The 24,558-nt window shown below is 56.1% G+C and carries 1 protein-coding gene (cut by a window edge); it reads right to left on the reverse strand.

Translation table 11 applies throughout. From position 1 onward, the window contains the following. Positions 1-24,558, reverse strand: the 3' portion of a protein-coding gene (locus tag JWJ90_RS10450) for a DUF4347 domain-containing protein (protein ID WP_205227168.1). 20,571 nt of this gene lie beyond the right edge of the window; the window shows 24,558 of its 45,129 coding nt (coding positions 20,572-45,129); its start codon lies off the right edge, out of view; it ends in the stop codon at positions 1-3.

Below are 24,558 nucleotides of genomic sequence, written 5' to 3' on the forward strand. Positions count from 1 at the left end.
TTACGACACCGTTTCTTCCTCCTGGCCTGCGTGGGTAAAGGTGTAACCGGGAAGAGGGGAGGAGAGCGCGTTTGTTGCGGCTCCGCCTGCATCACCTTCTTTCCTGATTTGGCCATCTTCCCATTTCCAGGGCTGTTTTCTTTTTTGTTGCCCAGCATCAATGCGCAGGGAGGAGCGCTTGCCTTTGTTCTGTGCCTGAGCGATCCCCCAGCCGCCGAAGCCAGCCAGCAACGCTTCAAGCTGGGAAGCATTTTCGGAGCTTGCTTCAAGCTGGAGCTGTTTGTCTTCTCCCGTTGTGTATGTCTCCGCCAGGGTGGAGTCAACAGAGGGGTTGGGTGCATCTGGCGGGGTCGGGAGGACATCGGGCCCTTTCTCCTCACTTGCCGGCACCTGTTGTTCTTGCCGGGGCGGCTTCGCTCCATCATCTGTGGCGGCGACCACAGGGCCATGCCCATGGTGGGAGACCCTCGCTCCAAGGCCAGGAAGAATTTTGTCAAAAACGCCAGGAGGTTGTTCACCCGGCAAGAGATGCTCAGGTTCTAGGAAGTGGGGCGAAACGGTTGTATATTTTTCCCAAGAATCGTCTCTGCTATAAGTTTCTTCACCAAGCAGGTGGGAGGCGATCAGGTCAAGAGTCCCCAGGCTGACGCGAGCAAGCCCGATCACTTTCCCTTCCCGGTTGAGGATGATCTGGCCATTGTCCCCAATGAGAATATCTTCGGTCATGGAGCCCACGAATACATCATCACTGAACCCACCGATCATAAAGTCGTGTCCTGGACCACCACTGAGCAGATCCTTACCGCCAACGAAAAAGGCTAACGAGCCAATTTTGTACAACGAGCCGTCTTGCCGCCAGGTGATTTGGCCATTATCGCCAAGAAGCGCATCATTGCCCGTCTCGCCATAAAGCTCGTCGTTTCCAAAACCACCGATCAGGGCGTCTGCGCCGCTGCCTCCATAAAGGATGTCATCGCCACCGGAAAGCATAAAGAGGCTTTCCATGACCCTGGGGACAGTATCCTGCAGGACGAGCATACCGTAGTCGCCCAGGAGTTTATCCTCTCCTGCCTGCCCACTCAGAAAATCGTTCCCACCACTGCCGATAAGGATGTCATCCCCAGAGCCGCCGATGATGGTGTCGTCACCTTCATTATTTCCCGGGCGAGCGATGAGCGAGGTGATCGATTCGGGAGTGTGCTCACCCTCATAACTGATGCGGCCATAGTCTCCAAAGACAATGAGATCACTGTTCCAGGCTGATCCATCGATGGTATCATCTCCTCCTCCACCCAGAATGGCAACAAGACCGTCGTCGACGTTGTTCTCATCAATGAGTGTGACCTGATCATCACCGTCGCCCAAGTCAAGAACGGTGACCAAGCCTGGTGTGGCCCCCGTGATGGTGAGGTCATCATCACCTGAACCCAGCCAGAAATTGAAACCACCATTGAATCCGCCGGTGGGGGCATAGGTAATGGTTCCTGCTCCGTTATCGCCAAGACCGGAAACCGCATTGACAGAAAAGACCAGATCACTTCGGCCATTGGTGTTGCCCCGGTCACTTATGTTGAGGGTGTTGGTCCCTGCACCATCAAAAATTTCCAGTGCACCCCGAATACCGTCGAGATCACCGGTCAATTCAGCACCATCCGAGCTTACGTTGTAGGTATCGTTGCCTGAGTCACCATTGACCCTGGTCGTTACTTCAGCCGCACTACTGAAGATATCGAGGCGATCGTTGCCACTGCCTAAGGAAAGCTCAACTTCTTCAAACGCAGCGTAGGAAATGCCTCCTTCCATGCCCAGACCTGTGATGGTGGAATCGGTCAGACGACCCGTGTTGTTACCGGTATCGACGCTGTCATCTACCTCAAGCAAATCCTCCCCTGAACCACCATTCACAGAGAGAGTTCCATTCAATGTATTGAGGCCTGTGAATGCACTGCCAATATGGAGGCGATCATCACCATCCGCTGCATTGATAACCGTGGATCCGCTCATGGTGCTTACAACAGTGAGCTGATCGTTACCGCTTCCAAGATCCAGGTTGAGTGATTCGAAATCAAGATAGCTCAAGCCTGTGCCCATATCCAGACCGGTCAGGGTGGAGTCGGTCAGGACACCACTGTTATCCTCACTTTCCCCACGCTCATTAATCTCCAGGCTGTCCGCCCCGGTCCCACCAATCAGCGATATCGGGCCCTGCAGTCCGTCAACCAGACCTGCCTCACTCCCCACAATAAAAGAATCGTCGCCACTACCCGCATCCACCATAACATTGCCATCACTTTCGCGGAGATGAATTGCATCTTCATCAGCTCCTGTGAAGGCAAGAAGCGTTCCTCCACTCTGGTTGATCAGAAGCGTATCTTGGCCATCACCTGTCATCAGGGTCGTTGTCCCTAAAATGCTTCCATTGACGGTCAGGGTATCAGCCCCTTTGCCCAGCCGTATGTCAATGCTTTCCAGTTCGTCATAACCAATCCCGCTTGCCATTCCCAAGCCTGTCAGGCTGTTCTCACTCAGAGTTGCACTGTTGTCTGCCGTATCGCCAGAATCATCAACCACCATGCTATCTTCCCCTGCACCACCGATGACGGTGACCGGTCCAACAATGTTGTCAACGAGTTGGCTCAGGTTCCCAAGAACAAAGCGGTCGTTTTCTTCACCACCGTCCATACGGAGTACACCTCCAAGAGCCCGCAGTGTGAATGTATCCTCTCCGTCCTCGCCAAAAAGCTGCAGAGTACCTGCGGCCTGGTTGATAGTGCATCGATCATCACCAGCCCCTGTCGAAAGGGTGGTTGTGCCATTCATGGTGCTTTCAATGATCCAGGTGTCATTGCCGGCACCCTGAGTAATGTCGAGTGTCTCAAGGTTTTGGTAGGTGATGCCGTCCGCCATTCCCAGGCCGGTAACAGTGGTTTCACTTAGGATTCCGCTGTTATCGCTTGAATCAGTGCTGTCATCAAGCGCAAGCAGGTCGTTGCCTGTTCCACCATTAACAACGATTGGCCCGTTTATCAGATTAAGACCAGTCAGGTTGTTGCCAATGAGTATGCGGTCATCATCGGCCCCGCCTGCAAGTGTGACAGTACCATTCGTTGCATAAAGCGTGAGTCGGTCTGCTCCTGCATTCCCTTCAAGGGTAAGATTGCCTTCACTTGAGAGGACGAAGAGTTGATCGTCACCATCTGCTGCAGTGATAGCCGTGGAACCACTGATGGTACTTACAACCGTGAGCTGATCGCTACCGCTTCCAAGATGCAGGTTGAGTGATTCGAAATCAAGGTAGCTCACGCCGGTGCCCATATCCAGGCCAGTAAGGGTGGAGTCGGTCAAGACACCGCTGTTATCCTCACTTTCCCCACGCTCATTAATCTCCAGGCTGTCTTCACCTGTCCCACCAATCAGCGATATGGTTCCCAGCAGTCCGTCAACCAGGCCTGCCTCACTCCCCACAATAAAAGAATCGTCGCCACTACCCGCATCCACCATAACATTGCCATCACTTTCGCGGAGATGAATTGCATCTTCATCAGCTCCTGTGAAGGCAAGAAGCGTTCCTCCACTCTGGTTGATCAGAAGCGTATCTTGGCCATCATCTGTCATCAGGGTCGTGGTCCCTAAAATGCTCCCATTGGCGGTAAGGGTATCAGCCCCTTTGCCCAGCCGTATGTCAATGTTTTCCAGTTCGTCATAACCAATCCCGCTTGCCATTCCCAAGCCTGTCAGGCTGGTCTCACTCAGGGTGGCACTGTTGTCTGCCGTGTCACCAGAATCATCAACCACCATGCTATCTTCCCCTACACCACCGATGACCGTGACCGGTCCATCAATGTTGTCAACGAGTTGGCTCAGGTTCCCAAGAACAAAGCGGTCGTTTTCTTCACCACCGTCCATACGGAGTACACCTTCAAGAGCCCGCAGTGTGAATGTATCCTCTCCGGCCTCGCCTAAAAGCTGCAGAGTACCTGCGGCCCGATTGATAGTGCATTGATCATCACCAGCCCCTGTCGAAAGGGTGGTTGTGCCACTCATGGTGTTTTCAATGACCCAGGTGTCATTGCCAGCACCCTGGGTGATGTCGAGTGTTTCAAGGTTTTGGTAGGTGATACCGTCCGCCATTCCCAGGCCGGTAACAGTGGTTTCACTCAGGATTCCGCTGTTATCGCTTGAATCAGTGCTGTCATCAAGCGCAAGCAAATCGTTGCCTGTTCCACCGTCGACAACGACAGGCCCGTTTATCAAATTAAGACCCGTCAAATTGTCGCCGATGAGTATGCGATCATCATCGGCCCCGCCTGCAAGCGTGACAGTACCATTCGTTGCATAAAGCGTAAGTCGGTCTGTTCCTGCATTCCCTTCAAGGGTAAGATTGCCTTCACTGGCGAGGACGAAGAGTTGATCGTCACCATCTGCAGCAGTGATAGCCGTGGAACCACTGATGGTACTTACAACCGTGAGCTGATCGCTACCGCTTCCAAGCTTCAGGCTGAGTGATTCGAACTCAAGGTAGCTCAAACCTGTGCCCATATCCAGACCGGTCAGGGTGGAGTCGGTCAGGACACCGCTGTTATCCTCACTTTCCCCACGCTCATTAATCTCCAGGCTGTCAACCCCGGTCCCACCAATCAGCGATATGGTTCCTTGCAGCCAGTCTACCAGGCCAGCTTCGCTCCCCAGGACAAAAGCGTCATCGTCACTGCCACTGTCCAGGGTTACCTCACCATCGTTTGCCCGCAGGAAAACACTGTCTTCGCCGGAGCCTAAACTGGCGAGCAAGGTGCCTGCGTTGTTGTTAATGATCAGGGTGTCTGCGCCCGCATTGGTATCGAGTGTTGTGGTTTCCGTGATGGAACTGTTGACGGTCAGCAGGTCATTGCCTGTTCCAAGGAGTACATTGATGGTTTCAAGCGTGGCGTAATCAATACCCTGTCCCATTCCCAGGCCGGTAAGACGGGAGTCGGTGAGTACTGCGCTGTTGTCATTTATGTCACCATAATCGTTGACATCCAGTACATCGTTGCCTGCATCGCCCAAGAGAGTGACAGGCCCGGCAATTTCGTTGACGGTATTTGCGGTGTTGCCGAGAATGAAATGATCATTGTCTGCACCACCATCAAGAGAGAGGGCTTGTGTCGTTGCCTGGATCCAGATCTCGTCTTCTCCAGCTTCAGTAAAGAGAGAAAGATTGTGCTCGGATTGCTTGATTGTGACGGTGTCGTTGCCAATGCCTGTGTGGATGGTTGTTAATTCGGCACCTGTATTTTCGATGGTGAGATTGTCATCGCCTTCGCCTGCACGCAGTTCCATCTGTTCTATGGAGTCATAGATGATGGATCCGGTCATGCCGAGACCGGTGATGGTTGTCTCTGTAAGGGTTGCAATGTTGTCACTTTGGTCGGCAGAGTCATCAAGCCAGAGAAGATCGTTGCCTGTCTGACCAAAAACACTGAGATCGGTTTGGATGAAGTCCATGACCCCATCACTGTTACCGGTGGGTGTCGCCTCGCTGCCAAGATGCAGACGATCGTCGCCCTCGCCCAGGGAAATCGTTGTCGATCCAGATGTGATAACGTGCCGCAGGGCTATGACGTCGTCATCACTGCCACTAACAATGGCAACCGATGCACCGATGATTGTTCCCTCAAGATCAAGAATTGCACCTTTGCCGGGATCCTTGTCCTGGTAATCACCGGTTAGTCGAATATCACTTGACGCCTGTAGGTGGCTGCCGCTTTCAAGAATCAGATCATCACCGGCATTGAGGATGATGGGCCCGTTTGTCGCTGTAAGCGTTACACCGCTTGTGACAGTGAGGGTGTCATCCTCACCCAAACCAGATTCGGCGTCTAAAGCATCATCTGTTGCGGTGATTGAGATGTCAGCAGCGTTGATATTTTCCCAGACTGTAAAGGGGCTCATGGTGGTGATCCACACACTGCCATGGGCGGTGATTCCATCGGTATCAAGACGGATGCCACCAACCTGCAGATGGCCTGTGTTCTGCAGCCAGAGGCCGCCAAGTTGGGTATAGCCCTCGACCCGGCCCATGGAAGCCCGGATAACATGATCGGCAGCACCGATATTGCCCGTGGCAAAGAGCCAGGCCGCTCCGGCAACGATTGTTTCCTCCTCATCGCCCCGACCGTTATAGATTGCCCCGTCAGAGCTAATAAAGGCGGTGTATCCAGGTCCGGTTGTTATCCGATCAAGGTAAAGGTCACCGGAAGATTCCGTGAGATAGACATCAAGTGCACTGTCAATGCGCAGCGTGGAGTTTATCAGGTGGCTGCTGTCGATATCAAGGTCGTTGCCGGACTCGCCAATACCACCAGCCTGGGCTTCGAGCAGTATCCTGTTGCCGCTGACATCGGCTTCTAAGTCAGCATCATAATCAAGGATGGAGACCATACTTCGCAGGCCAACATCGCCGGCGCTGGACGTGATCTCTCCTACATTGAGGTGACCATTGGTCTCAAAGAGGTAGATGTCGCCATCTGCTTCGGCGTTGACATGGCCGATGCGCTCGTCCGTGTAAAAAAGATCAATGTCTAAGTAATTATCCGCTGTTCCGATACTGCCCAGACCATCATCACTGCCATCGACTGATCGACCGGCGTGAAGGTTGAGTTCATCGGTGCGAATATTGAGGTAGTTGCCGGCAAAACCATCGAGGATTGAGTCCTCTGCAAAGAGGTCAACCCGCTGTGGTGAATAGATGGTATCCACCACCATGTCACCACTGGTTTCCCAGAGGTATACGCCCACTTCGGCCCTGGCCGTCAGCATCGCCCCGGCCCAGAGATTCATGGTAATCGGCGCTTCTTCAAGGCCAACCCCCTTGTCTGCGCCTTCAAGGATCAGGCGACCGCCTATAATGTTTAAGGTCGCTGTATTGTTGTCGCTATCATAGATACCGCCACGGGTTTTGAGTTCAATGGTCTGATTCTCACCTGCCTGAATCGTACCGAGGGCGAGGTCTCTCTCGGAACCGAGATAAATACCCTTTCCAGCGCTGATATTGAGACTGCTGTCGGTATCCTGGCGTTGGGTGAGTCTGATCTCACTGCCGGTGAGGTTGACGAGACCTGTCTCCAGGCTCCCCTGGGCATGCTCTGCGGTGTCAAAGAGTTGGATGGTGTTTGCGTCTATGACGCGGGCGTAATACACTTCACCATCTGTCAGGCCGGGAATATCACTGAGGGTGTAAGTACCAAAGGGGCCAAAGTTGATGGCATCACCCGAGGAGAGGCCATGTTCAGAGCCAAAATTGATGGTCTCTTCCTGGGAGTCAATAACGACGCGATCAGCACTTGCAGTGGCGTCAACGGCAGCCTGTTCCGCAGCAGTGAGAGGGATAACCGTTCCTCCTGAACTGAGGTCTCCCTCTGAGGTGGCCAGAGTGATCGTGGTGACGGTTCCCCCGGCCTCGATATCAATGTCCTCGAATTGGCTGATACGTGCCTGACTCTGGGTAATATCGATCAGGCCGGTGTCGTCGTCGGTATCCAGGGCATGGGCGTTGGTGTCAAAGAGCTGGATGGTAAATTCATCCACCACCCGAACAAAGTAGAGAGTGTTGGCCTGGCCGTCATCGCTGTCCACACCGGGAATATCACTGAGTTTGATCGTTCCCTGGTCGCCAAAGCTCACGGTTTCACCGTCGCTCAGGCCATGGAGCGCCCCAAAGCTGATGGTATCGTTATCAGCCTTGATGGAGATCAGAGCCTCTTTTTCGGCAGCAGCCATGGATGCCTTGGCCTCTGCGGTTCGGTCGGCAATGTCTTCATCGGTGGAACCGGTGATGCTGCTGCCGACAATCTCCATGGTACCGTCTTCATGGAGCAGAATTTTTTGTTCGGCTTGAAGCGCCCCCACACCACCGCTGACATTCAAGGTGATGGAGTTGCCAATGAGATTGGGGGCCTCAATACGGGTTTGGGTATCTGTGGTTTCCTTGAGCCAGCCGATTCCCAGCGAGTAACGGAGCTGGTCTTCACTCCAGGTGGCGCCGACTCCAATGGCCTCCACATCGGACAAATGATGTTCTGTCCCCGTGGTGGTGCTGGTCGCAAGATCAATGGCGAGAGAGGAGGCAGCATCTTCAGCCGTTGCGGCTAACTGGATGGTCTGGTCATCAACCACGATAACGTAATAGAGCTTGCCATCCTCCAACCCCTCGATGGCATCGCCGCCGTTGGTTTGGTAGAGAACCCCGGTCCCGGTGGTCAGCAGATGGGTGCCGAGGGTGATGGTATCCAGTGTACCATCCACCGCGATTGTGGGGTTGAAGTCCGTCAGATACCCTGTGAATCCGGAATCATAGGTCCAGTCGCTTTGGTAGGTATCTCCCAATACCGCATAGCGCTGATGCAGGTTATGGAATTCCAGGGTGCGTTTATCCTCTTCAAGATCGATGCGTTCATCATCCCAGCCCAGAGTCTCCTGATACTGGTCGCGTTCAGCCTCGCTGAAATGAAATGCATAGGTTGCACTGTAGGCAAGCATCTGCACCAGAGTGGCCCTGCCAGCCTCGGTCGCCTGTTCAATATCCACGGCCTCACCGGCCAGGGCAGCTTCCCGCGTCTCAGCCAGGGATACGCTGTAGAGCAGCTGGTCGCCCTCAAGCTGAGTAACGCTGTCAATGATGGCGTAGTAGGTCTGCTGTTCGCCAAGTCCACCAATGGCTGTCCCGGTGAGGGTGGAGTAGAGCAGGGCGTCGCCGGTTTGGAGTTCACTTGCGGTTGTCAGCAGCAGGGTGTCGGTTGCGCCATCAACCTCCAACCTGGTGTCAAAGCTCAAGCTTTCGCCCCGACGATAGCTCCAGTAGCTGTGATATTCATTGCTAATGGTATCCTTATAGGCCTGCTGGTTTTCGTCGCTGCCCTCACCGTCAAAAAGATTCATGGCATCCCAGAGATCAGCCAGCTCCTCGGTGGTGCGAACATCCGTGCCTTCGATGGTGTTGGCGTCAATCAGGTCACCGTGCTCAACGGTGATGCTGAGATCACCACTTTGCGACTCCACCGTGACCAGGCGCAGATCACCGCTGATTTCGCTGAGTGATATATCTTCATAGGCCAGGGCCGTCAGGGAATCGGCGGTGGCATCCGTTCCGTAGTCGCCATCGGAGTTGGTATCGATGTACAAGGCCTGCGAGTCAGAGCCGATGTGACCCGTCTCGGAGATCAGGGTGATGTTTTCACCGCTGACAAGGGTGTCCCCATTTTCGGCCAGGATACTGCCCTCGGCGGTGATCCAGACATCGTTGCTGTCGGAAGTGACCGACTCAATCGTCAGCAGCCCCTCGGTTTCATCGATGGCAACAAATCCCTGGGCTGTGGCGTAGAGCGTGCCTCCATAGAGATCTGTATGGACCGCGGTGAGAGTCTCGGTGTCGCTGGCAGAGGAACCGATGGTCCCTTGAGATGCCGTGAGATCCAGGGAGCGGCTGCGGACCACGGCCCGATTATTCCCCTGAAGAATGGAACCCTCACGCGAGGTGATTTTTGTTTCACCGGCAGTGTTGCTGATGGTGCCCTTCAGGTTGATGGTACTGTCTGAACTCAGGGTAATGGTTCCCGTATCAGAGCCCATAAACTCAATGCCAATACCGTAATCAGCCTTGACGCTGTTGTAGTTGTAGCTGATCCGTCCGATTTTGGTGGTTCGGGAGAAGTGATACTCTTTGGTGGAGAAGATCCACCAACCACTTGTCGTTGTCCATGAGTTATACAGAACGGTGGAATCATCACCCTCGCTGACAATGGTGATGAATTCGTAGGCGTAGCCATCCGGGTTATCTCCCGACACCGTGTCAACGTATGTACTCTCGGTGTTCAGTAAAGTAAGTTCGCTCGGAGAGAAATCATATACAGTTGGTGCTTGGGTGTTCGCAATTGGCAATCCCCAGAAACTGCGACTGATCCATTCCTCGTATTTTATCGATGTGGTGTCTTCACCTGAAACCCAATAATACCGCTGTCCCTCAAGGGGCTGATAGGTCGCGTTTCGGCTGTCAGTAATTGTGGCAATATCGCTGTCGCTGCCGTTGGTGCTCACCTGAATACTGTCGCCGATGCGGGTATAGGTGGTTACCAGGGGCAAGAACCCATCGGGATCGTCACTGAGGTTGTAGCCGGTGTCGGTTATGACCACCTTGCCTTCGATTCCGTTGCCCAGGCCTTTGATGGTGAAATCCTGGGTTGCGATTTCTTCGTTGCTTAACTCGGCGGTGGCCACCAGGGTGATGACTTTCTCCTCGACGCTGAGGATGGTGTATTCGCCGTCATTTGCCGCAGAACCTGTCAGGGTGATGGTCATACCGCTGTGATACCCTTCGGCAAGCCAGCTACCGGCATTTCGGGTGAGGGTATCATTCTCATCCATGTTCCCTGCGTTATCGGTGCAGGTGATCCAGTTGCCAATGATTGCAAGCGTAGAGGCCGTGCTGCTCTCGGCGATGAGGGTCGTTGTGTTGAGGGTCAGTTCACTGTCCGTGAGCGAGACAATGGTGTACTCGCCGTTGTTGGCCGTATGGGCGGCATCGCTGATGCGAATGCTCTGCCCTATTTCAAAACCGTCATCCAGCCAACTGCCACTGCTGCGACTGACGGTATCGCCCCCTGCAAGGGTGAGCCAGCTGCCGCTGATCTCCAGGGCTGCCCCGCTGTTGTAATCAGTGCTCAACCGGTCTGTGGATGTGAGGGTAAGGATCTTCTCGTTGACCACGGCAACGGTAAAGAGACCGTTGTTGCCAGCAAGATCGGCACCGGTGATACGGATCTGCTGACCAACTGCAAAACCATCCTGCAGCCAGCTCCCTGTTTCGCGGGTAATGGTGTCGTTGCCATCACTTCCGCCTGCCGCAAAGCTGATGGTAGCACTTGATTGTACCAGCATATCCTGGCCGCTGACGAGCCACTGACTGCCAGAGAGTACCAGTTCATCGTCTTCACCGGTTTTCAGACTTTGGACATCGATCTCCCAGTCGGTCTGGTTATCAATGGTGATATCGCCGTAGCCATCCATCACCTTGAGCATACCGTCAACGTCTGTGGCAATGATTCGACCCGTGAGTTGAATAAGTCCGCCAGCGGTAGCCACGTCATCAATGACGAGGCGCTTGCTCTCGTAATCGTATTGTACCTCGATACTCTGGTCGACCAGAGTGATCCACTGTGTTTCTCCTGCCTGTTCCAGGAGTGCAATTTGCTCTGCCAGCGTTCTCGGTTCAGTTTCCATGTTGTCGTGAACAACGAGCATGTCGTCGGTCAGCGTCAGGCTATATTCAGCAATACCACTTTGCACCGGACCGCTGATGTTGAGTACCCGGGCGGTGATAAAGATGTTGTTTCCGGCGATCGTGGACCCATTCTGGGCAAGTTGCCTCGTGTCGCTCACATCGTATGCAGAGGTATCTGCATGCAGCAGGTTGCCGTTGGCATCGAACTTGGCATCGATATCATCGTTTGCTGCGGCGATACTCGCCCAGGCATCCTCCGGGTTCTCGCCTACACTGTAGGTGTCAGCGGCGATGATCACATCCCGTCCGGAGGAGATCTCAACCGTTTTTCCGCTGATGGATGCACGTTTGACAACCTCTCCATCATCTGACTTGACATCCTTGATGAGAACACTGCCCTCCTTATTGTAAATTCGGACTGTCCCTTCGGAATTGAGGATGCTTGCTCCCAGGATTTCAATGTCAGGAGCAGGGGCTGTCGCCAGGTCACCGGTAGGAGGCGGGTTATAGGTGTTCCGTATCTCGATGACGGGGACGCCGGAGTTCTTGGCCGTGGTGATTGTTGAAAATTGAGCCAGGCCACTGCTGTTGCGCTGTTGAATGTCTTCATTGTCAGAGATCCTGACACCGTTAAAGGTAATGTCGCCTCCCTCTGTCTCAATGCTCAGGTCATTTGCGATACGCAGGTAAAAGGGGCTGTGATTTTCAATGCTGATCTTGGTGTCACCTGGGGCATCGAGTTCGCCACTTCCATACAGACTGTCGCCGCTGATAATGATATCGCCTGTTTTTACCGAGATTTTCGGGATATCGATATAGGTCACGGTCATTGACTTGACCCCACCAGCATCGTCATAGAGGTTCAACTCTTCAAGCTGGTATTCCAACTGATCAATCTGGGCCTGAATCAGCGTCGCGGCTTCTCCCGCACTGAATTTGGCCAGATCGCTCTGGAGCTGCTCGATTTCGGCACGTATATTGGCGGCCAGATCCTCAACGCTGGTCGTGGGCATATCCACCCCATCACTGGTACTGATCAGTGAGGTGATGTCCGCCTCCTGGACAACGGTACCGTAGATCTTTGCGGTTGTAACATTCGTCTCATCGTCCGTTAGTTGCGTAGTCCCATCCAGTACCAGGGTGTCGTATTGTCCATCGTTATTGCTTGAGGTTATGGCATAGATTTTATAGGTGTTGTTGTTGTCGCCATCAGCACCGGCAAGGACAATGGTCTGATTTTCCTGGAATCCATCCGCGTACCAGTCACCACTGTTGCGAGTGATGGCATTGTCCGTGGTATCGAGGGCTAAAGCTGTTCCTGTTTCCAGGGCAACCTGTTGTTGGCTCGCCTCTGTCTTGACCGCAAAGAGAGTGCTGTCTCCATCTGTGGTGAATCCGGTTTCGTCCTGAGTCAACCTTTGTTCACTTGCGCTGAGTAAGATGGTGTCGGTTTCACCCGCCACATAATCAATCTGATAAAGGCCATCATTTTCTCCACCTGCGGTTCCCGTGATTTGAATGTATTGGCCCGCTAGAAAATTCAGATCGTTCCAGAAGTCTCCCGAATCAGTGAATTCAATACGGTCACGTTCCCCATTGGTGCCACAGATGAGGTTCATGGTTCGGCCCGCTGGAACCTGCACCACCTGAACAGCGTCGGTGTGGATCGAAGTGTCGCTGGTACTGCTGTCCTCTGTGTCTGCAGTCAGGTCATCGCTCAGACTCAACTGCAGGCGGGTATCCGTCACAGAATCGATGAGGTATTCACCGTCATTGGTGTCTGAATGTTCGATATACAGGGTTTGTCCGGCAGTGAATGAATCTTCGCTCCAGTCGCCCGTGCTGCGAATAATTTCCGCGTTATTGGTCACATAGTTGATGTCAAGGATGGTTGAAACCTGGACAGCTACGGTTGCGTTCTGATCGTTTGCAGGTGTATCAGTGCTCAGGTTTTCGTTGAGCGTAATAGTGTTTCCGGAAACGGAGAGTATGGTGTAGGTCCCGTTATTGGCTGCAAGATGGGCACCACTGATCTCCAGGCTACGGCCTGCCTGATAGTTGTCAGACCAGGTTCCGGTAGTGCGTTCGATCGTTGCGTCCTGGTAAAAGCGTTCAGCGGCAAAACTGATAGAACCGGTAATCTCGATGTTGACCGTGAAGCTGGCACCATTGGGATCCGTACCTGCGCTCAGATCGTCGTCATCAGACAGGGTAAGGATGTTCCCGGAGACCGACTCAATGGTGTAGGGGCCGGAATTGCTGCCCGCACCACTCAGGGTTATTACTCTGCCTGCCTGGAAGAGGGCACTGTCCCAGCCTCCGCTGTTGGTGATAGTCGCGTTGTCTGCGCCTGATTTTGCGGTGAAGGTGAGTTGACTGGTGATCTCCACCTCTTTTTCCATCGAGATCTGGCTGTTGTTGTCTTCAAGATCATCAACCAGGCTGCTCCCGGTCTCCAGTTCGAGCAGACCATTTTCGATTGAGTCAATGGTAAAGGAACCATTGTTCCCACTCTCATCGGCCCCGGAAATGGTGATGGTGTCCCCAGCATAGATGCCCTCGTCGCCCCAGTTTCCTTCCCAGTTTATCTCGGGAAGAGCCGCTTCCTGCCGGGCCGTGAAGTTCAGATGGGTGGTGGTCGAGTCAACCGTGGCACTGCAGGTGACGTTATTTGCTGCGCCGGGGTCCAGATCGTAGGTTTCGACCAGGAATATTTCAGTGGCTGTCACTGCAGCCACACTGTAGGTGGTGCCAGCAATAGTGATGTTATCGGTGGTCGCAAGGAAGCCATCGTCCAGCCAGCTGCCACTTGTACGCTGAATCGAGGTCCGCTTGTTCACATATTCAAGCGAGGCCCGCGGCGTGGTATCCATACTGGCGTAGTTCGTGTCTTCACGAACCGCCTGCACCACAATATCGACATCCTGGGTAGATTCAACCTGGAGCGTACCTCGGACAGTCAAACTGGATCCGCTGATTGCAGTAATCTGGTAACTGGCATCATTGCTGGTTGTCCCCATGACCCGGATGTACTGGTCTACAGCCAAACCCGCATCGCTCCAGCTTAGTCCATCATCGCGAGTGATAGTCCCATCCGCTGCAAAGCTAAGGGCAGTGTCTCCACTTTGCAGGTAGAGCGGTTGGTTGGCGGTGTAGCTGTCAACAACAAAGACCTGTGCCTGATCATCGTCCTGATCAACAACCAGATTCTCCTCGAGCGTCAGCTCCGTTGCTGTCAGCGATTTGATCTGATAGATGCCGTCATTGCCCTGAGAGTCAATCAGGGTGATGTAATCGCCTATGCTGAAACCATCCTCAATCCAGCTCCCATAACTCCGGGTGATCGTGTCATCATCCAGGGTGGAGTGGCTGAAGTCGAGGGTGGTTGCATCCTCTCCCTGGTCGGTGAGTTGAATCGGGGCAAACTGCTCCGAGATATCGGCGATAACCACCCATTTGATGTTGTTGTTCCCAGCCCGCACATAGCCGTCTGCGCAGACGTTGGCACTGGCGCGCTCCAGAGTAGAGGAAGAGGTGATTTTGAGGCTGACCGGATCCGCACCAAAGATGGAGCCAAAGAAGTTGGCAATTGCCGCCAGGACTTCACGGTAGAGATCCGTCCCCTCGCCAACACCGCTTGCGTAGGTGGAGCCCTTGTCCGCATCAAGGATGACATCTCCCTCCGCCACAACCGAGGCGCCTTCTTGAATATCTATAAGATTGGTCTGGATTACCTCTCCATGGGCTTCCGGATCGGTTTTTATGGGCAGAGCGGTCTTATTCCAGAGATCGGTTCGAGCCTTGACCGTGAAGCTGTTGTTGTGCCCGGTATTCAGACTGATGTCGCCCAGAGCATCAAGCTCAGCGCCCTCTTTCAGAGTAATGTCGGTACTCGCATGGACTGAGGCCAGGGCAGAACCCTGGGCTGCTCCGGCAACGCCGTAGGTTTTGGCATTGGCCAGGCTGGAAACGATAGCCCTTGAGCTGGTAGAGAAGGTGATGTCGCCATCGCTTTCCAGGCTTGCCTTGCCAATGGTTATGGAGTTGGTGTTGGTGTGATTAATGATGGAAGACTTGGCCTTGGCCAGGGCAATGGCCCCGCCGGAATCGAGTTTGACCTTGTCTGTCGCATTGACCTGATTGTGGCTTGCCAGGTTAAGGGTACTGTCCGCGGTGATTTGCGCGTCATCCTGGACCTCGATATCCGTTGTATTGTTGATGATGCTGACACTTGAGGCAGCAGGGCCACCGGCGAGTCCACCCGCTCCGGCAACAACATCGTAACTGCTGGCGGCGTTCTTGCTGATGACATTGTCGGCGTCCACATCCACATCACCGGCCTGAAGCACAAGACCTTTGCCAAAGGTGACGGCAACATCCGCATTGGTCGTGTTCAGGACTGTTGAACCACTGGCTCCGACAACAGCGGCGGTGAGACTGTTGGTGGTCGCCCCAAAGGTGGCCGTATGTTCGGCCAGAATTCGGGCTGTCCCATTGAGGGTGATCTGGGAGGGAGAGGAGTCCGTCACGCCGAGAAGAACTTGGGTGGTGCTGGTGTTCTCCGTGGTTGCCTTTGCAGCGGATCCGGCCACGATTCCACCTGTACCAGCAACGACATCAGCCTGATTGTTCTCATTTCCTGTGGCGCTGATAGTCAGGGTGTCCGCGCTAAGGGTGATGCCCTCGCCAAGCTCAGCGATGGTCGAGGTATTGGACAGACTTTGGGCGGTATTGCCCCCGACAGCAAGCAAACCGCCTGTTTTGCCCAGGGCCGTACTGGATTGGGTGTTGTCCGTGACAGCCTTCAAGCTGAGTCCTCCGCTGAGGCTGAGACTGCTGTTGTCGCCGATCCAGGCATGCACCTGGCTGTTGTTTTTAGCCGTACTCGTGGTCGCGTTGACCCCGAGAAGCAGCGCACCAGAGGCTCCCGATGCCTCAGCCAAAGCAGCGTCTTTACCCGTGGGACGGGAACTTTTTGCCTCTATCAGAACCTGAGCTGCATTGATGGTGGAGTTGTCCCCGATATACGCATTGATCAGCGGGGAGGCGTTCGCAGTGGAGCTGGAAACACCAACAGCCCCGGCCAGGGCAAAACTGAGCCCTCGGGTGCGGGCCTCGGCGTTGACCCTGGACTCGGCTGTAATCGTCAGGGTTCCTGTGGTCGTCAGGTCGGAATTCTGGCCCGTGTAGACATCAACTGTCGGTTTGGTTGTGGCCGAGGCTATGGCTCCCCCTACGGCAATAATACCGCCAGCAAGAGCTGTGGCGTCAGCCTTTGCCTGATTTTGGGCCAGTCCGCTAATGGTGATGTTCTGGGCGCTTAGGACCTGGCCATCGACATGGGCAGAGATGGCCCCATTGGCCGTCACGGTTGCCAGACTCTGGCCTGCGGCAAGGACGCCGCCGGAAGCTCCGTAGGTGGTTGTCTCGGCAGTGAAATCAGAGGTGGCTGAGACCAAAATGTCTCCAGCTCCACTGAGGGTGGAGTCTTCGTCGGCGTATGCCTTGATGGTATTGCTGATACTTGAGGTGGCAAAAGCACCGGCCTCGGCCACACCCGTGGGGAGAATAGCCAGGGAGGTGGCGATCCCCAGTGAGCTTATAACGGCTGTGGACTCAGCCAGAAGTTGGATTCCCCCGAGATTGGAGGATACGTCCGAGCCGATGATTGCGCTTTCTATGGTATTGTCAATCGTGTTATCCGCAACGGAAATACCAACAGATGCGCCAATTCCGCCACTGGCAAATGCAAAGGCCCCAACATCGGAATAGAGGTTGGAGGTATCGGTCGCTTTCAGGAGAATGTCACCCTGAGATTCAACACTGGCGCCATTGTTTATCTGGGCGCTGATGCTGTTGGCAATACTGTTATGCGCATCGGCACCACTACCGGCGATGGCCGCCGAGGCTATTGAGCCGCTCACGGCCACGGCTGTAGCCCGGGATTCGATGTCGGCATTTTCAGAGGCCTTGACGCTGAGTGTGCCATCGCTGTTGACCAGCGAGTTGTCGATATACGCCTCGACCGTGTTGCCGATATCATTGACCGCAACTACCGCACCAACGGAGAGAGAGACTCCTGTGGCAGTCAGGGAGATGGTGATGGCCGTTGCTGCAGCATTAGAAATAATGGATGCCTGGTCCTTGGCCCAAATATCCAGATCGCCGCTGTGGGCTGTACTGAGCAGACTTCCCGCATCTGCATAGGCCTGGACTGTGTTATGGATCTGGTTGGTTGCAACCGAGGCCCCACCGGAGACATCGACGCCAATGCCACCACCTGAACCGGAGAAGGCCGCTCCAAGGCTAAGCGCCCAGATGGAACTGTCCTCAAGGGCTGAGATCTCGATGACTCCGTCTGCCTCCACCAGTGCTCCGCTGATATGGGCATCAATGGTATTTGCGATATCGCTTACAGCCACAGCAGCTCCGGCAGATGAGGAGGTACCCCCTGCGGCCCCACCGGAGATGCTGAAGGCCGCCCCGCCTGCATTGGCAAGAATGGACGATCTATCCGAGCTTGCAAGGGTGATCTCTTTTTCATTACCGCTTGTGAGCCGTGCACTGTGGACAGTCGCCGCCATAGCGCTGGCATCACTGAGGACCGAACCCACCAGAAAGAGGGTTTCTCCGTCTGCTGAGATGGAATCAATGGTGTAGGTTCCTGTGTTGGCCCCGGCATCGGAGAGGATAATCAGGCCACCGGCAACAAAACCATCGTTGCTCCAGTTGCCGCCATCCCTGCGCCTGATGGCATCGGCCTCACTGCCGTTAGTGGCAAAATCCAGCTCAAGCGTACCTGCCTGAGCCTGGCCGTTGATGGAAGCCTCCACCGTGTTATGGATCAGGTTGACCGAGCTTGCCCCAGCCCCGGCAACCGAGGCCCCACCAACGGCTCCGCCGGAGCCGGAAATGGCGTTGCCTGAAGTCAGGGACCAGATCGTGGAGTCAGAGCTGGCATGGACACTGAGCCCACCCGATGATTCCACCTGGCTGTCCGAGATGGTGGCGATGATGGTATTGCCGATATCATTGACTGCCGCGGCCGCACCTGAGGAAACGGAGATGCCTCCACCTGCACCACCGGAGCCTGCAAAGGCGGCTCCACCGGCATTGACCAGGATGGAAGAGCGGTCTGTTGCGGTCAGCGAGACCGCGTTGCCATTGACTGTGGAGAGCTGAGACCCTTGGGTGACCGAGGCCTCAATGGTGTTGAGAATCAGGTTACCCGAGGCAGATCCGGCCCCGGCAACGGAAAGCCCGCCAATAGCCCCGCCCGAGCCGCTACCGGCACCGCCCATGGTCAAAGACCAGATGGTGGCATCGGAGAGGGCGGTGATATCGATGAGATCAGCAGAGGTAAAGGTATGGACACCGGTGTTGCCACTTAGGTCAATCCGTTCACCAGCCAGGGCATCGGCCTTGTTCGCGGCCAGAGAGAAACGGCTGGCAGAACTCAAGGCATGACGATTGCCCGAGGCCAGGCTCAGGTTTAGATCAAGGGCTGGCCCGCCCTGGCTGGCCGCCAGACTGATAGTCCCGTTGGTGACCAGGCTGTGGCCAGAACCTGTGGCTGTCCCCAGTCCGATATCAATGTACTCACCGGCAAGCGCTGCATCCCGGCTGTCAGCCAGACCAATACGATCGCTGAGGCGCAGGCTGTGACGGTTGTCGCTGGCCTGGCTCGCATCCAGCGCAATCAGGCTGGGAATCTCTGCTGTTGCCGCCGCGTAACTGGTTGTCAGGCCGACCCGGCAGGAATTTTCCGAATCAACCACCAGATAGTAAGTCACACCGTCGGTGAGGCCGCCGATGGCCGTGCCACCGCCGCTGCTGTAGCGGACGGCATCACCGGTTTCCCAGTCAGAGCCTTCACCTAATTCAATGTAATTGTTGGTCGAATCAACCGCGTAAAGCGGGTTAAATTCCTGATTCTCTGTGATGACATAGTAGCTGGTGCCATCTGTCAAACCGGTAATGTCTGCCCCGGAACCACTGTTTGTGTAGACCACGGTGTCGCCGGTGGTGTAGGTGTGGCCGGAGGCGTTAAAGGTGTTGGCGCTGCTGTTGAGGCTTGCCAGGTTGAGGGTGAAAGCATCCTGGTTCAAGAGAACGTAGTACACCGCCCCATCCACCAGACCACCGATATCCTCACCATTGCCGCTGCTCTGGTTGTGATAGATGACGGCCTCGCCCTGGATAAAAGGATTCTCCTCTCCCAGTTCAATCTGGTTGGCCGCTGTATTGATATCACTGATCGCGGCAAAGTCAGCCTCTTCAGTGATCACATAATACAAGGTATCGTTAGTCAAGCCGATATCGCTGCCATCGCTGGTGTAGATGATGGCATTGCCTGTGGACAGGTTGTGGAGGCCACCCGCGTCAAAGATATCGGTTGTGGTATCAAGATCTCCGCTCCCCGACAAATTAACCGTCAGTGATTCTGCAGTACCAGCCAGGCCGATCGAGGCCACCTCGGAGTCGATAACACTGGCCAGAATGGTGTTGGCAATAGAGTTCACCGCCGAAGAGGCGCCCACCGTGGCCACGACGCCACCGACCGCCCCACCGGCACCCGCTGCACTGGCACCACCGGCATTGGCATTGATTAAGGAGGTATCAAGCGCGGAGAGGGCAATGGTGCCACTGCCAGTTGCCTGGACCTCACTTTCGTCTTTGATCAGTGCCTGGACCGTGTTGTTGATCACGTTGACAGATCCTGAAGCCGCCCCGGCAAGGGACATGCCACCTACGGCACCGCCACTGCCACCGCCTGCACCGGCAATGGTCAGGGCCCAGATAGTGGCGTTAGACAGGGATGCAAGCTCCACGTTGCCACCGGCATGGACGATTGAATCCGCAATACTGGCGTTGAGGCTGTTGGCAATGGTGTTGACTGCAGATGAACCACCAAGGGAGGCAGTCACGCCGCCCACGGCCCCACCGGAGCCATCGGCAGCGGCGCCACCTGCATTGGCCATGATCAGTGAGGTGTCTTTGGCATCAAGGAGGACTGAACCTGCATTGTGGGTGGTGATAGTGCTGCCACTGATGCCGGCATCAATGGTGGTGGCAATTACGTTAACCGAATTGGAGAGAGCACCGGAGACAGAGACGCCGCCCACGGCGCCGCCGCTGCCGCTGCCCGCCCCGGCGATGGTCAATGCAAAGATGGTGGCGTTGGAATCGGTGCTGAGCGTCACGTCCCTTTGACTCTCGATCGTAGAGGTGTTGATGGTGCTTGCCAGGGTGTTGCTGATCACGTTGACCGCAGTGGATCCGGCGATGCTCGCGGTGATGCCGCCCACACCGCCACCGGCGCCGGTAAAGGCCGCGCCACCGGCATTGGCCATGATCAGGGAGGTATCCTCAGCGCTCAGCGCAAGGGAACCACCGCTGGTTACGGTGCCGCCTGCAATGGTGCTCTCCACCGTATTGGCAATGATATTGACCGAGCTCGACCCGGCACCCGCCACAGAGACCCCGCCCACGGCGCCCCCGGAGCCACCACCGGCCCCGGCAATGGTCAGGGCCCAGATGGTTGCATTGGAGAGGGCTTCCAGGGCAATGGATCCGGCAGCGGTGAGGGTGGAGTCCGCAACCGAGGCTGTCACGGTGTTGGTGATATCGTTCACCGCGACCGAGGCACCGATCGAGGCGGTGATGCCCCCGGCGCCACCCCCGGCACCATCGGCGCTGAGTCCGCCGGCATTGGCCATGATCAGGGAGTTATCTTTGGCCGTCAGCCTGATCTGCGCCTCCGGTCCGGTTGTAGTCAAGCTGCTGCCCGTGGGACCGGTCTGCGTTTCAAAGACATCAATGGTACTCTCCACCGTATTGGCAATGACATTGACCGAGCCCGATGCGGCCCCGGAAACCGAAACCCCACCACCGCCACCACCGGAAATACCCCCGGCTCCGGCAATGGTGAGCGCCCAGATGGTGGCGTTCTCCTGGGCATCGAGACTGATATTGCCCGCCGCCACAAGGGTAGAGCCCGTGATGGTGGAACTGATGGTATTGGCAATGGTGTTGACCGCAGACGATGCACCGCCGGTAACTGTCAGGCCGCCGCCAGCCCCGCCAGCCCCGGAAAAAGCCACCGCACCAGCGTTGGCCAGAATGGTGGAAAGGTCGTTTGCTTGAATGGTCACATCGCCGGTCTGGGCGGTCAGGCTGCTCTCTCCATTGACAGAGGATTTTACCTTGTTGGTGATGGTGTTGACCGAGATGGAGGCGGCTGCGGCGGCGGAGAGGCCACCACCGGCACCACCGGAGCCAGCTGCTGCCCCGGCAACGGTGAGCGCCCAGATGAGGGCAGAGGAGTCCGTGCTGAGGCCAATGTTGGTCTGCGCAGTCACATCGCTGGCTTCGATACTGGCTTCAATGGTGTTGACCACCGTATTGACTGCTCCGGAACCACCCACAGAGAGGGCCACGCCGCCACCGGCGCCACCGGCTCCTGCAAAGGCTCCACCACCGGCATTGGCCAGGATCAGTGAAGCGTCCTGAGCTCTCAGCTCGACTGCGCCCCCGGTACTGGTGACCGTGCTGGGGACAGTGATGGTCTCAGTATCGGTCTCAGTATCGGTTTCAGTATCGGGCTTTGTGGTAAAGGCTTCGATAATCGCTCTAACCGTGTTGGTAATGGTATTGACCGAGCTGGCAGCAGCCCCGGAGGCCGCAAAACCACCACCGGCGCCACCCGCTCCGGAGGCTGCCCCGGCAATGGTCAGCGCCCAGATGGTCGCCTCTTCCTGGGCGCTCAAGAGAATATCGCCCGAGGCAGTAACGGTTGAGCCAGAGATGGTCGTGAGCACGTCATTGGTGATGGTGTCGACCGACAGGGAGGCGCCCACCGCGACAACCCCGCCACCGCCCGCCCCGCCGGCTCCGGCAAAGGCTCCACCACCGGAATTGGCCAGGATAAGTGAGCTGTCCAGACTGGTGAGGCTGAGGCTCCCGCTGACGGTGAGAATGGAGCCCGTGGTAATGGAGGACGTAACCGTATTGTCAATGGTGTTGACCGAACTCGCGGCAGCCCCGGATCCGGCCAGACCTCCGCCCGCACCCCCGGCGCCGGAGGCAGCCCCGGCAATGGTCAGCGCCCAGATGGTCGCCTGTTCTGAGGCAGCAATCCGAACGTCGCCGTTGATGGCTGCGGTGGTGTCGGCCAGTCCGCTGGTCACCTCATTGGCAATGGTGTTGACCGCCAGAGAGGCGCCAACCGCCACGGAGGTTCCGCCACCGGCGCCCCCGGACCCGGCAAAGGCCAGGCCACCGGCATTGGCCAGAATGTTGGAATGATCTGTGGCCGTGACGTTCAAGGCCGCATCTCCGGTCGCGCTCAGGCTGCTGCCTCCATAAACCTTACTCTCCACGGTGTTAGTGATGGTGTTGACCGCTCCGGCACCGGCACCCGAGGCGGCAAAGCCACCGCCCGCACCCCCGGCACCGGAGGCCGAACCGGCAATGGTCAGCGCCCAGGTGGTAGAGTTAGCCAGGGCTGTCAGCTCCAGGATATTGGCCTGGGTAAAGGTATGTGAGCCAGTGGTTGCTTGGGCATCAAGGGCAAGGGCTGTACCGCTGAGGGCATCCGTCAGGCTTGCGGCCAGGGTGAAGCTATCGGCTGAGGAGAGGGCGTGTTTTTCTCCGTATGCGCCTGTGGAATCGAGATCTATGGCCGCACCATCCTGGGTGGCACTCAGTTGGATTTTGGTTGCATCGACAAGGTGCTGGGCACCAGCGGCAGCGGTGATATCCAGTCCGGTTCCGGCAATTGCCTCGTCATGGCTGGCTGCGAGTCTGATCTTTTCTGTGGACCTGAGGGTATGCCAGGCGCTGCATTCCTCTCCAATGGAGAGGCTGATCGCTGGCCCCCCCTGTGTATTGGCCAAAGAGACCCATTCCTCATCAACGATCGCGTAATAACTGGTTCCATCGGTCAAGCCCTCAATGGTGGCACCGCCACCACTTGAATAGACCACCTGATCACCGGTGACCAAACCGTGTTCATCGCCCAGATTGATACTGTTGGCATGGTCTTCATCTGCAACCGCCACATCGTCGGCTGCAAAGCTCTCCTGAACGATAATGGCATAATAAGTATTCCCTTCATCCAGGCCCTCGACCACAGCACCATCGCTGTGATAGATCAGCGCATCCCCGGTACTCAGTCCATGGCCGCTGCCCATATCAAAGGTATTGTCCGCACTGTCAATGGATCCGACCAGATGATCCTCTTCAACCGCGATCACCCAGTAGGTGGTCCCGTCGACTAGGCCGTCGATATACCCACCGCCGCTATGGTAGACCACCGCGTCGCCGGTGGCGTAGCCTGAGACATCCCCCATATCAATGGTGTTGGCGGTCGCATCGATATCATTCTGGCTGGAAAACTCCTGCTGATCGACAATCACATAGTAGGTGCTTCCGTCTTCAAGTCCGGTGATGGAGTCGTTGCCCCCATTGGTGTAGACCACCGCATCACCAGTAGCAAGCCCATGGGGAGCTCCCAGATCAATGATGTCAGCTTCGACCGTGGCTATGCCTGAAAGATCGAGGGCGACCTCGTTGGGATTGCTGATGTTTGCGGCAGAGTTCACCTCAGAGCCGAAAATATATGCTTGTACCGTATTGACGGTTGTGTTGACCGCCTGGGAAGCCCCCACAGAGACAACACTGCCACCGCCTGCACCGCCCGCCCCGGCAAAGGAGAAGCCACCAGCATTGCTGAGAATGCAGGTGGTGTCCAGAGCAGTGAGGTTCAAACCCCCGTTATTGAGGGTGACCAGCGAGCCATCGGCTGTTTCATTGATGATTGCGGCCTTCACCGTATTGGTGGTGGTGTTGATGGTGGCGGCCCCGGCAATGGCTCCGGCCAGTCCGCCACCGGCCCCACCTGCTCCGGCAAAGGCACCGGCAACGGTCAGGGACCAGATCACCGCATCAGAGAGCGCCTGAAGCGTCACCTCACCGCTAGCGGTGAGATCTGATCCGGCAACCAGGGCCCGGGTGGTGTTATCAATGGTGCTCTCCGCTAAGGATCCACCGATGGAGACGGCAGTGCCACCGCCGGCTCCACCTGCCCCGGAAAAGGCGGCTCCACCGGCATTGGCCATGATCAAACCGCTGTTTTCCGCCAGGATATCTATTGCACCACCATTTTCGGTTGTCAGAGCGCTGTCCTCTTTGACGCTGGCCTCGATGGTGTTGGCCACCGTATTGACCGAGAGGGCTCCGGCCACGGCCAGGGAGGCTCCACCCCCGGCTCCACCCGAAACCGCACCGGAACCGGCGATGGT

Origin of the sequence: Desulfobulbus rhabdoformis, assembly GCF_016919065.1 — a bacterium.
GTDB lineage: Bacteria > Desulfobacterota > Desulfobulbia > Desulfobulbales > Desulfobulbaceae > Desulfobulbus > Desulfobulbus rhabdoformis.